The 11,802-nt window shown below is 50.3% G+C and carries 12 protein-coding genes, 1 tRNA gene and 2 pseudogenes; 8 read left to right on the top strand and 7 right to left on the bottom strand.

Going from position 1 to position 11,802, the window contains the following annotated elements:
* Positions 1-23: 23 nt before the first annotated feature.
* Complete coding sequence (locus GG681_RS10990) at positions 24-557, top strand: hypothetical protein (protein ID WP_153548063.1); 534 nt, start codon at positions 24-26, stop codon at positions 555-557.
* Between the two features lie 33 nt (positions 558-590).
* Here the strand turns inward: GG681_RS10990 and GG681_RS10985 are convergent, their stop codons facing one another.
* From GG681_RS10985 to GG681_RS10975, 3 genes are all read right to left on the bottom strand, one after another.
* The gene (locus GG681_RS10985; RefSeq protein WP_153548061.1) at positions 591-962 is read right to left on the bottom strand and encodes a hypothetical protein; all 372 of its coding nucleotides are present in this window, start codon (positions 960-962) and stop codon (positions 591-593) included.
* On the bottom strand, positions 925-1,335 hold the full coding sequence (locus GG681_RS10980; RefSeq protein WP_153548059.1) for an antirestriction protein ArdA: 411 nt from the start codon (positions 1,333-1,335) through the stop codon (positions 925-927). The genes GG681_RS10985 and GG681_RS10980 overlap by 38 nt, the downstream gene beginning before the upstream one ends.
* A 618-nt stretch (positions 1,336-1,953) precedes the next feature.
* Positions 1,954-2,679: a helix-turn-helix transcriptional regulator gene (locus GG681_RS10975; RefSeq protein WP_153548057.1), complete on the bottom strand. Its 726-nt coding sequence runs from the start codon at positions 2,677-2,679 to the stop codon at positions 1,954-1,956.
* Positions 2,680-2,884: 205 nt separating this feature from the next.
* Between GG681_RS10975 and GG681_RS10970 the strand changes: the two genes are divergently transcribed.
* The 4 genes from GG681_RS10970 to GG681_RS10955 are packed head-to-tail and all read left to right on the top strand — an operon-like array spanning position 2,885 to position 7,058.
* Positions 2,885-4,054, top strand: coding sequence for a hypothetical protein (locus tag GG681_RS10970; RefSeq protein ID WP_153548055.1), 1,170 nt, complete (start codon positions 2,885-2,887; stop codon positions 4,052-4,054).
* Positions 4,044-4,892: a hypothetical protein gene (locus tag GG681_RS10965; protein WP_153548053.1), complete on the top strand. Its 849-nt coding sequence runs from the start codon at positions 4,044-4,046 to the stop codon at positions 4,890-4,892. Before GG681_RS10970 ends, GG681_RS10965 begins: the two co-directional genes overlap by 11 nt.
* A gap of 4 nt (positions 4,893-4,896) precedes the next feature.
* Positions 4,897-6,057, top strand: a complete 1,161-nt coding sequence (locus GG681_RS10960; RefSeq protein WP_153548051.1) for a hypothetical protein — start codon at positions 4,897-4,899, stop codon at positions 6,055-6,057.
* A gap of 41 nt (positions 6,058-6,098) precedes the next feature.
* A complete protein-coding gene (locus tag GG681_RS10955) occupies positions 6,099-7,058 on the top strand; it encodes a hypothetical protein (RefSeq protein WP_153548049.1) in 960 nt (319 codons plus the stop codon).
* Here GG681_RS10955 and GG681_RS10950 read toward each other — a convergent pair.
* A complete protein-coding gene (locus GG681_RS10950; protein WP_153548047.1) occupies positions 7,016-7,750 on the bottom strand; it encodes a hypothetical protein in 735 nt (244 codons plus the stop codon). The two genes, GG681_RS10955 and GG681_RS10950, sit on opposite strands and share 43 nt — an antisense overlap.
* Before the next feature lie 284 nt (positions 7,751-8,034).
* Here GG681_RS10950 and GG681_RS10945 point away from each other — a divergent pair, with 284 nt between their 5' ends.
* Entirely contained in the window at positions 8,035-8,319 is a 285-nt protein-coding gene (locus tag GG681_RS10945; protein ID WP_153548045.1) for a hypothetical protein, read from the top strand.
* Positions 8,319-8,726: pseudogene (locus GG681_RS17905) on the top strand (recombinase family protein); the annotation flags it as partial. The gene GG681_RS10945 and the pseudogene GG681_RS17905, both read left to right, overlap by 1 nt.
* 180 nt (positions 8,727-8,906) lie before the next feature.
* On the opposite strand, the gene GG681_RS17900 reads toward GG681_RS17905, so the two are convergent.
* Positions 8,907-9,176 carry a hypothetical protein gene (locus GG681_RS17900; RefSeq protein WP_235899892.1) on the bottom strand — a complete coding sequence of 90 codons (270 nt, stop codon included), beginning with the start codon at positions 9,174-9,176 and terminating at the stop codon, positions 8,907-8,909.
* Between the two features lie 51 nt (positions 9,177-9,227).
* Between GG681_RS17900 and GG681_RS17895 the strand changes: the two are divergent.
* A pseudogene (locus GG681_RS17895) lies at positions 9,228-9,296 on the top strand (hypothetical protein); the annotation flags it as partial.
* Positions 9,297-9,837: 541 nt separating this feature from the next.
* On the opposite strand, the gene GG681_RS10935 reads toward GG681_RS17895, so the two are convergent.
* Together GG681_RS10935 and GG681_RS10930 are read right to left on the bottom strand one after the other, a co-directional pair.
* Positions 9,838-9,924, bottom strand: a tRNA-Leu gene (locus GG681_RS10935).
* 152 nt (positions 9,925-10,076) lie between these two features.
* Positions 10,077-11,696 carry a peptidoglycan-binding domain-containing protein gene (locus GG681_RS10930; RefSeq protein WP_153548043.1) on the bottom strand — a complete coding sequence of 540 codons (1,620 nt, stop codon included), beginning with the start codon at positions 11,694-11,696 and terminating at the stop codon, positions 10,077-10,079.
* Positions 11,697-11,802: the final 106 nt, after the last annotated feature.

The raw sequence follows: 11,802 nt of genomic DNA, 5'->3' as shown, positions 1-11,802 counted from the left end.
TTGGTCAATAATGCTTACCAATTATGGACCACTTGAAACTGCACAAACTGGCAAAGGACACAAAATCACGTCTGCCTGACACTCTATCCAGCTCAGAACGAGCGGATTTTTATGTCCTTTTGGGACAAGAGTTGGGGATGCTACATCTCCTCACACCAGAGGCACAGCCGCCAAACCCCAACTTCATTCCTCCACCGGAGAAAGCCCCTGAGCTTTATCGCGATAGAGAAGATCGCACAGAAACCGCACCCGCGTTCACCTATCGTGTCTATCAGCACTGGCTGGGTCGCGGGTTGGCACGCAATCATCTGCTCAGCCTTGACCGCTCTCTTTATGACGCAATCTACAATTGGTTGAAAAAGAAACCGCTTCCCGATTGGCTCGATTTACCTGTGCTGACCGATCTAATCGACAGGCAGTTGGCAGAGATGGGTGTCAAAGAAGGGGAGATGCTGCCGCACCCTTCCTTTGACAACGGCATGCGGGAGCAACTGCGGCTCTATCACGCTGCCAAGACACGTGCGCGGAAGAAAGAGAATAATGGGAAAAGGAGCTGAATGCTCCTCAAAATGATCGTTGGGCTAAAGGATTCACTTTTTGGCGATCACAATGAGACCTTCTGTGAAGCTATATCCATAGCCCCAACCATAACTCCTATGATCTATATTTGATGTGTCTTTTTCAAATTTTCCGGAAGTCACATCGACGACTTGATGAATCTCGTAACCTTCCGCTTCCAGTCCTTTCATGACTTTTGCAAGGTCAGCGCAAAGGGCTTTTGCATCAATTCTGCCAGTTTGATACTGAGTGATTTTTCCGAGGAGTCCTTTTTTTTTCAAGGGTTTTGAACTTTGCGTCGACGTATCTAATCTTTGTGGGCATGGAGTTAATAGATTACTCATATCGGTTAAAAATAACATATCATTAGGTGTTGCTTTCAATGTCGCCAAATAGACCTTCATCGACCATCTGTTCTGCGAGCTCTTTCATGCTGTCTACGTGATACAGATACACATCAAATTCTTCTGGATGGACGTCCTCAGGATCAAAGCTGTGCCCTGCCTCACCAACAGCGATGATGAAGATTTTCTTCTGGTAGTCTTCCCATTCGTCGCAGGCTTTGAAGTAACCCCCAATACTCGCCTGATTGACGCCCCAAGCTTTGGCTAAGGCAAGGTCAATGTCTTCACCATCGATGAACTGGATTTCGTACTCTTCGACCACCTCACCAAAGGCCTTGCGGTTCATCTTCGCCTTGTTGGCGTAGTCTTCAGTGCTTTCAAAATAAAAACCGTTTGCGTCTAGGTCATATGGTTGTGCGTGTAGCTGCGGCATGTGTCTATCTCCTCTCGTCTCTGACGGGTTGCGCATGCAACCGTCTGGCTTCCGCCGAGGAGCGGGGGTGCAAGGATCAAAGGTGCCGAAGGCAGGACCAGAGCCACGCGCAGGTGCAGCGCAGCGAACCGAGCATGGCGAGGCCCCACCCTTTGAACCGCGCGGGGGCGGCAGCCCTAGTCAGTCATGGGGTATTGGGGAGAGGACATGTCTCCCTAATTGAGGGTCAAACGCGCATATCGTTTTGTCGGGTTCAGCTTCGACAAGCTGGCGGCATTCAATCGGCGGACGGTTGATCAGGGTTCTCAGGGGCAGGAACGCCCCTGATGTCGATGGGTGCAGGGAGAGCGAAATCTCACCTGCGAGGGATCAAACACCGATATGTTTGCATGGTCGTGACTGGCTCAATGCCAATCTCGACCATCAGCTTTGGGGGATAAAACGGGGGAGCGCAGCAGCCCCCTTTTCAAGATTGTGTGGTACTACCACACACATCTTGCAGCACATCTTAGTGCTGTAAGATGCCCGAAGGGTCGCAGCGCAAACGGGTCAGCATGACCCACATCTCGCATTGTATATTATGCGACATCTTCCGCCAGGATGAGGCTGCCTTTCAAATCAGGGTTCAATCCACTTATTGATCAGCGCCATGGCCAAAGCCTGCTCTCTTGTCCTGACATTTAGTTTCACCTTCAGACGCCCAAGGTGCATGTTCACGGTAGACTCAGTTATTCCCAACTTATGAGCGATAGAAGATATTTGCTCACCTTGCGAAATGAAGCACAAAATTTCAGCTTGCCTTCGTGACAGGGGCGATGATCGATCTTCTTTTTCCAGAAGAAACTGCAAGCGGGAATGCGCCGCAAAAGAAATCAAGGCCAAGTCGCTGCCTCGCTCTTTGACGAATTGCAAAAATTGTGCAGCTTGATCATCGTAGCCCAGCCCCACTCCTGCGCCCCGGTACTCCCCATCAAGATCAGGCATCGAAAATGTAATGCCGCAACGTTGCCGAAAATGTTCCCATCTCTCTAGCCCCATTTGAATACCTACTGGGGAAGCCTTGGGGTTATATCGATCAATATCAACACCCCAAATAACTCTGGGCACGCCGGACCTTACGGCTTTGACGGTATGTGAGGAAAGTAAGTCTTCTCGGCAGCAATCTCGCTTAACTGCCCAGTCCGGCATGGTCGTAACACGAAAACTATCCTCGTATGTTCCCATGAATGCGTGCACCAGATTGGCACCATAGCCCTCCAGTACATCTAGAAGAACCTGTCCTGCCTGTTCAACAGATTTGGATGTGCCGATTTTTTCCACGTAATCAAGCTTCGTGTAGAGCATTGTAAATGAGAGTCCGCAATATGGAGATTTCTATATATTTACCAAACCAAGTTGAGTTGAAAAAACAAGATCAAAGACGCGGAAATCCGAAGGCAAGATCGACACGACACAAATCGCCCCTCCTCAGGACTACATGCGAGTGTATGAAAATTTGATATTTTTCATACACTTATGGTAAAATTAATCTTGTATGTACGGAAATTTTATGAACTCACGAATACTACTTTCAACGTTTCTGGGTGCTATCATCCCATATGAAGTGCTTTCTCAGGAAACCGGGACAGCCAAGCAGACGCTCAGTCTTGGGCTTGAAATATCTAGCTTCAATGAAGAGACGCTAGATGAAGATGGAACGCAGGTATTCGCACCGCTGCATTATACTTTCTCCAACCAAAGATTTGACTTTGGCGTAAAAACCGCCTTCCTGCATGGTGAACGGAAAAGTAGCCATTCCGGTGGGGCAGGAAGCGTTTCATCACTTTCTGATACCGCGGTTTCGGCGTCTTATCGTGCGTTTGCCGGAGATGTGGAATGGTTGGGCGGTCGGCGCGCCACACTCGCGTTGAACACAGACATAAATCTACCGACTGGCCAAGAGCAACTCTCTGGTTCGGAGAAAAATGCGGTCTTTGATGGCTTCATCGTTGACCATGATCGCTACGGTGAGGGACTGAACTTCGGTATCGGGCTAAGTTCAACTATTACCTTGGATTCCCAGACGCTCTTGGGGTTTGGGTTCAGTTACAATATTCGCGGCGACTATTCTCCTGACGGTGACCAACCTGATCAGGAACTTGCCCCTGGCAACCACAAAGTGGCGAGCATCCAACTGTTGCGCAGCACCCCGCAATATCAATGGAATCTGGGTTACCGAGTTATCGATGAAGACGTAACGAAAGTGAACGGCGTTGCAACCTACGACCGTGCAACATCTCACGAAATTTTTGCGTCTGGGGCCTACGCGATCAACGACATTTGGAGCATCAGATCATCTGCTTCCCTTTCAACACGTGGTGCAGACAGCCTACGCGATGCGACAACTGGTGCATTGGTGCAGGCCGAAAGAGACGACAATGGTGATAGCTCCTATTTTTCCGTAGGCGTTAGTAAACGGCTCAGTGAGCGTGACACGTTAAGTTTGGACCTTAGCCGCAGATATCGGGCAGCAAATGACTTCGATGAAAGTAATTTTTCCTTTGCTCCAAGCCTTGAGCGAAAAGAAATCCGCCTCGGGTACCAACGATCCTTAAATGCACAAACAATTCTCGAAGGGTCATTAGGGTACTTCGAAGTCGAAGAAGGAACTATTTTAGGGTTTTCTGGCCCGAAATACGAAGGTTTCACACTATCGATTGGAGTATCGCATGAGTTTTAAAACAAAAACATCACTTTCCGCTTTAATTTTTCTATCATTGATATTCTGCGCGTGCGGAGCGATCATCTCTCCAAAGAAGGCAATCGCTCAAACCAACGAAGAAATAATTTCAATACTAAAGAACGCCGAACAAGTGAAAGAAAAATTTGTAAGATCTCCAAATACACTAATCAACAAACTTCCACGTTCGGGAGAAACTTATTCAGGCCCGCTCAAGCCTCATAAAGATGAAGTCAAAAGCATACTCGCAGGGGCAGTGTCGTTTTCTGGATGCCGCAACTCAAACCATTATATTTTAGGGTACTTCAACGTTTCTCACAACGTTTGGTTCTTTTTGTGGTTAGATAAAAACGGAAAATTGATTAGCGCGCGCACCACAATTGGGCCAGCACTCAAAGGAACACCGGATAAAAATCGCTGGGTAGACCTTTGGAATCAGAGAGAAATCGCCCCATCAATGCGAGAGGCTTTTAAAATACAATCAAAAGCATTTGCCACTCTGTTCTCTCAATCCATCTGCCCTACACCCGAGCAAATAGATTTCCTCATTCAAGACAATGCGGCAATTACCGGCATGATATACAACTCACAAAAAAGATCCGAGATACCAAAAGAGTTTCAATCCCAAATAATAAGCACAACTCACAATGCGCTCAAGGGGGTGGTTAAGAAAAAAGATCTTGTGATAACCTACACTCACCCCAACGCGCTGGGAATGGATTTACTTTCAATCACTACGTCGAAAAAGAGGCCTGATACACTCATCATTGATGGATGGGAGGAGAAAGATGGGATTCTCCATCAAATCTACAACGAAACCTTCAATCTGGTAAATTAATTAGATGAAACAACTCAAAATAAGTAAGGGCGTCGTTGTGGCTGCATCAATGGCATTTAGCAACCAAGCGAATGCAGAAATAGACCCAGAACCGGTAACGGGTTATTTGAGTTCCGGCGCCGGAGTCCTTGATGTAATAGGCGAAACAGTGGGATCTGGAATAACAAAAAATGCAAAATATATCGGAGAGGCAGTTGGGCAACTGGCGCGACCACTTAGCATTTCAGAGATAGGAATAAATCTAGCGACAGAGAACTATGCTGCAGCGGCCAAGAATTTTGCCGAAATTCCAACCGGCTATGTACTTATCAGGGGAGGAGCTGCCGTTGGGCGTTTAACTGGAGGAGCCAAAGGGGCTCTTGTCGGCGCTGCCTTTGGAGCCAAAGCGACGGCAAAAGTAGGGGATTTTGTGGAAGCGAAAGTCGGTAGCTTTGCAGATTTATTTATTGACCCTCGGGATGGCAGGCAAATTCGAATGGATAACGTTGGTCTCGACCCTGTAGAGTTTGCAAGAGATTTTGATCTGTATTCTGACCGTGCTGAGTACGAGAGAAACCTAGCTATCGAACTCAATCGTCGAGAAAAAGAAGCACATAGTCTAGGCCGTTCGAAGATCAGTACTGAGAGACGAGCCGTGTTGAATTTGAGCGAACTTCAATTACAAAATTCCGTTGCATCACAAACCACGGGCCTTGCTTCACGTATAGGTAGCGCTCGTCCAACCGCCTCTCCTGACCCTGACCTGGAACATATCCTTGCCACGAACCTGACTTCTCCATTCACGGCATCGATTGAAACACCAAACACCCAGTCTTCTGGCGCTTTCGCAGGTACCGAAGGATTAAATATTGCAGGAGCGTTGCGCGTTTTCGCCTTTGACTCTGGTAACCTCGAAGACGGTGACCGCGTCCGGTTAACAATAACGGATTCTAGCGGGAACCAGTTTCAACGCAATATTCTGCTCACGTTTGGTGGAACAACAACAACGAGGCAAGTTCGTCGCGGTTTGGTAAATGTGCGCATTACCGCCCTTAATCTGGGGTCATCACCACCAAACACTGGCGGGCTTCGCGTTAGTGGCGACGTGGCCGGAAGTCGAAGTGGCAATTTCGACCTTTCTGTAGGGCAATCAGGAACTCTGGTTGTGCGTGTTCTTGGAAACTGATCCAATTGGTGGACTGAACCAGATTTTGGAACGCTGGGACATTGAGCGACGACACAGCGAAACCTGATGAACTTTGGCAAGAGATGGCGATAGCGATCTCTTCCGCCTATTCTATTTCCCCTATAAGAATAGTTCCAATCTCATCTTCCGAAGTCCACAAGATTGCGTCGGTCAAACGCGTTGACACAGAGTACATGGTACGGCTGTCAGTGACTTTGGATCGCGAAATCACCGCAGTGATGGATGGGATCTTTCGCGATCCTCTGTTAGTAGATTGGCTGGGCATCGGCAGCATTCAGCGCGTGGCGTTGAGCAAACTGCTCTCCAAGGTGTGTCTGGACTTCGCCTTCTATCATGAGATTGGCCATATTCTAGCAGGTCATGCCGACAAATTGAAAAGTTCGAACCTTGCCTTGCATGAACTTGAGCTGATCAAAAGGAAGACGAAACCATCGATTTCTCGCAAGACACGCCAGATCTGGGAATATGAAGCGGATTTGATCGCCGCTGGCTATATCGCGAAAGACGCTGCGCGGTTGATTGAAGACCTGCAAGCGAATGACGTCGCGCCAGATCTTCGCTTGATCTTTGGCCCTCATCAAATCGCCGTTGAACAGGTAAGCGCCTTGATGATCGTGGCCTGTTACACACTGTTTTGCCATTTGAGAGATACGGCAATGGAGCTGGACCTCGAAAGTTATCACCCAGATCCTTTGGTTCGTGCTTTTGTTGTTCGGGATGCCCTGTATTCAGCTCTGTCAGCGGAATTTCCAATCAACAATGAGCTGTTTGAAATCCTTCTTGGCGCACGTTTTGAAGAATTCGACACCGCCCTAGAAGAAGGTGGCGTTCGTGCCGGGTTCCCGCTCAACGACGCTGGCATTGAGAGAGTAAATTCGGAAATGTCACACCTCGCCAACCTCGCCCGAGCCTATAGAGCAACGGCAACAGACATGGGCTATGTCTCTTGGTCCGAACCGACAAAAATTCGAACCGCGTGAATGTCCAGAATATCAAGCCGGTGGGGCAACCCCTCAGGCGTGATCAGGCGGTTCCGGTTCGATGAGGTTAGAAACACAAAGTGGTGCATCCCCAAATCTTCATCTTCGGTAAGAAAATCATCCTCGCAATCAGCGAATACCGGAAACTTATGTGATCCCTCCGAGACGCGAACAACAAGTTCCTCGCCGTTTTCATCAAGAGGAAATGGGTAGTACGTCCCCTTGTAACCTTGGAATGCCGCAACGAAACCAGATTTCGCAGTATCAAGCTCAAAGCAAAAGCCTTGCCCTGGGCGGACATAGCAATCAATGTGACGTCGCTGGCTTTTGCGTTTAACAAGACTGAGACTTGTGTCTTCGACAACAACACGCAACTTGCCTTTTTGGGCGTGACTGTCGATGAAAGCCTCAACATCGTGGATTTCACGCCATGGAAAAAGGTCCGCATTCAGCTTTTGCGCTTGGTCATAGTGATGTTTGGCTAAATAGGCGTAGAGCATCTTGGACTTGCCGCGCGACATTTTGCCGTTGCGGAAGTTTGCCAGATCTCCCCACTCGGCGTCTCCAGAGATACCCAATGCCTTATTCAGAAACTTCTTTAGTGACAGGGGGGTCGTTGCAGCGACATCTTTGGTCACCTTTGCAAGCGCCTTGCGTTCCGCGATGCTGGATTGCGACCAATCAATACGCATTACGCGATCTCTCCCCGTGTGCCTAAACCGTCGCATACATATGTGCTCGTAGCAATTTGCGAAACCCCGCAGAATACCCGAATTTACCCGCCCATTACCCAAGATGGCCATTGGCTTGCCATGCTAGTGACAGGTTAAGCGCATAGGATCATTGAGAAATATTTCTTGCGCGATGGCAGGGAAATATGATTAAATGTTCCACATATGTTCTCGTTCGTGTGTCCGAAAGCGTGACAACGAGGGACTGATATTTCCCAAAAATTGATTTGAAGAAAGGAGCGTGCATGACCTGTCCGCCAAACAAAACTGATGCCTTGGCATCACCCCGCCCCAGTTTGAGCATCGACTGGGAAGCCTATGCGGCGATGCTGGAAGAATGCGACATGCCGCTCGAACAGCAAAAGGAGCTGATCGAAACCCTATGGGGGATCGTCGTCACCTTTGTTGACCTAGGTTTTGATCTCAATCCCGTGCAGCAAATCTGTGGAGAAGCCGGCGACCTTGGCCAAGAAGAACCTTTGGATGTGGTATCCTTGATCAACCAGAAAACAACAAGAGAGGAGGAATAATGGCAAGAGCAAGCAAACCGAAGAAAGCTGTAATTTACACCCGCGTGTCAGGCGCGAAACAGGTACGCGAAGGTGACGGCCTCGCCTCTCAAGAGAACCGCTGCCGCGAATACGCCACCTACAAGGACTATGATGTGGTTGAAGTTTTCTCCGACGATATGTCAGGGAAATTTGAGCGCCGTCCTGCGATGGACCGAATGCTGGCGTTTTTACGTCTCCATCCCAAAAACTCGGTGGTGGTGATCATTGATGACATCAGCCGCTTTGCCCGAAATGTGCAGGCCCATATCAAGCTGCGCGAAACTCTGTCAGACGCTGGCGGCATTCTTGAAAGCCCTTCTATTGAGTTTGGCGAAGACAGCGACTCGCGCCTAGTCGAACACATGCTGGCATCGGTGGCCCAGCACCAACGCGAGAAGAACGCTGAGCAAACCCAGAACCGTATGCGTGGGCGCATGATGAACGGCTATGCCGTTTTTACCGCGCCAATTGGCTACCGCTTTGAAAAGACAAAGGGGCACGGCAAGCTATTGGTTCGCGATGAACCTGTTGCATCTATCATCCAAGAGGGTTTGGAAGGCTATGCTTCAGGGCGCTTTGCTTCTCAGGTCGAGGTAAAGCGTTTCTTCGAAAGCCAGCCTGCGTTTCCCAAAGACTTGCCGGGCGGTCATATCCGCCAGCAGAAGGTCAGCGATATTCTCAAGCGTGTTGTTTATGCTGGATATATCGAGCATGAACCTTGGGGCATTGAACGCCGCAAGGGCCACCATCAGCCGATTATCTCTCTGAGTACCTATCAGACAATCCAAGACCGTAAGAATGCGCGCGCTCTTGCCCCTGCCAAGCAGAACATCCATGTGGACTTTCCGCTACGTGGGGCATTGAACTGTGCTTGCTGTAATCAACCGATGACTTCCTGCTGGTCGCGCAGCGGAACAGGCAAACGTTACCCCTACTACTGGTGCCAAACGCGTGATTGTTCGCAGTACCGGAAAAACATCCGCGCTGAGAAAGTGGACGCAGGCTTTGAAACCCTGCTGAAAAGCCTGACGCCCTCGAAGAATCTGCTCTCCATCGTGACCGCCATGCTTTCGGATGCCTGGGATCAACGCACGGCTCATAGTGATAGCGGAAAGGCCCAGATCAAACGGGACATTGCACTACTCGACAAACAGCAAGACTCACTGCTGGAAAAACTGGTCGATGCGACCAACGCAAAAGTGGTGTCAGCCTATGAAGACAAGGTTGCCAAGCTGGAAGATGAGAAGCTGCTGCTGGCTGATAAACTTACTCAAAACAGTAAACCAAGATATACCAAGCGTGAAATTTTCGAACTTTTGAAGACGTTCCTCTCAAACCCTTGGAGTATATGGGAGAAAGGCAATCTAACCCTGCGCAAAAACGTGCTCAGAATGACCTTTGAGGCACCATTGGCGTATGACCGCGAAAACGGTTTTCGAACTCCACAAACGTCTGTAATATTTGATTTTTTTGAGAAAATCACATCAAAATGTGAAATGGTGCGGTCGAGAAGACTCGAACTTCCACGGGAGTTACCCCACAGCGACCTCAACGCTGCGCGTCTACCAATTCCGCCACGACCGCACTGTCATTGACTTGGTGAAGGGGCGTATAGACCAGCAATTCGCCCTTGAAAAGAGACAAAATGCCAGAAGCCTGCGTTTTTTCAATCTGATGGTGCGGCTGCTTCGTTTTGGGAACGTCGCAGCCGCTAACCTGTTTATTGAGCGCCCTGATCAGTCACCCAGATTAAAGCTTGGCAAAGCTGGTGCCTGACCAGAAGTCGGAACCGGTTTGACAAGTTGCGGAGCCCCTCCCAGACGTTCTGACGCCAGTTTGATCAAGGCAACGCGCTCTGGCTGACCCGGGGCAAAAACCGGATCACTGCCACCCTCCAGGGCAGCAACCGCCACCGCATACCAGTCTTGCGCACGATTAACTGATGGAGCAACTCCAAACCCAAGAGCCGTATGATGCGCAATCAGCTCTGCATAAGGCCGTTCACCAACACCAGTCATGATCAAAGCCGCACCCAGCGCCACATCCATATTGTCACGACGATAGCCAGACAGCAGACAAATCTGCGCAGTACCACGGAGCTGCTCGATGGACATATTGCTCTGCAGGATGAACTTCTGAACATTGGCCATCACAGTGACGGCATTCGTGCTGGTGAGCTGCGCAAGATAAGGTTGGACCGCGGGGCCAAACTGATCGCATTGACTGTCGACCTGTGCTTGGCTCACCCCTTGTAATGACGCGAGCACCCCTTCGCCGGAATTGATCGCATAAGACCGGGCAAGGCAAAATTGCTCCCCCAGGGCCAGCTCTGGATCTGTCATGTTTGACACCGTCATATAGCCCCCACCAGAGCTTGTGAGCAGGCTAACCTTGCTACAATGACTGGTGAGAGAGGCTTGTGGCGCGGTGGCTTGTGGGGTGTCAAACAGGGTAATGCCCCCCAAACCTGCGCTTGGCGCCTCTCCTGCGGCCAAGACCGTACCCGGTGCCGCGGGTGCAGGCGCAGCTTCGGCGGTCACCACCGGATTGCCACCTTCGTTCATCTGGCAAGAGCCGCGATGGCATGTGAAGCTTGCTGGTGTTACCCCACGGCCCAAGAAATCATTGCGTTGATAGCCATCCGGCGTTGAGGCAAACACCATGACGGTGCAGTGGCTCGCACCACACCAGAATGACGATCCCGACACAGAAGTGTCGATCATATAATCGTTCTTACCGTCGCCATTCATATCAGCCAGCTGAATGAAGCCCGAACGCTGCAACAGTTGCTCCGCTGTTGGTTCCGCGCTTTCGGCAATTTCGTCCACCGCTTCGCTGACCTCGATGGGCAATCCCGCATAGCCGGCGCTTGGCGCGCTGCCAAAGCTTTCGTCGCGCCAGCTGTGCAACAGGCTGCGCACACCGCTCGGGCCTTGCGCGGCTTTGATCACCTGCGGCCCGCCAATCTGTGCCCGACTGAAAGACGTGACCAGAAAATCACGCTCATAAGGGGTCAACTGGCCGGTCGCAGGAAAGCCCATAAAGACCTGATATTGCGAAATCGCTGAGCGGGAGCGGCGTCCCATCACCCCATCTGGCGTCCCGGCAGGGAATGCAAAATAATTCAGTGCGGTTTGGGTTTCGCGGTTTGCCGCGCGCGTCGCACTATGTTTGGTGCTGCTGCGGGTGGAAGTGCGTGCCGGTTTTCGCTGGTTTTTCTGTGCCTCATTGGTGATGATGCCACCAATAATGCCGCCAACCAGCGCAGCCCCCAGATCGCTTGCGCCAGCCTGGCTTGCAGCGGTTGTCATAAATACGGAAGTGGCCAATGCGGCCCGAAGCGCCTTGGAAGACATCGTCCTCACCTCTATGGATTACTCGTAATAGAATCACGTTAGCGCAGCGGCGGACGAACTGGCGAGTCATCTTTACAGATAGGCGCTTCTATTTTGCGATGAATTG

It is taken from the genome of Tritonibacter aquimaris, assembly GCF_009617595.1.
Classification (GTDB): Bacteria; Pseudomonadota; Alphaproteobacteria; order Rhodobacterales; family Rhodobacteraceae; genus Epibacterium; species Epibacterium aquimaris.
This window is presented reverse-complemented; position numbering and strand designations above follow the sequence as displayed.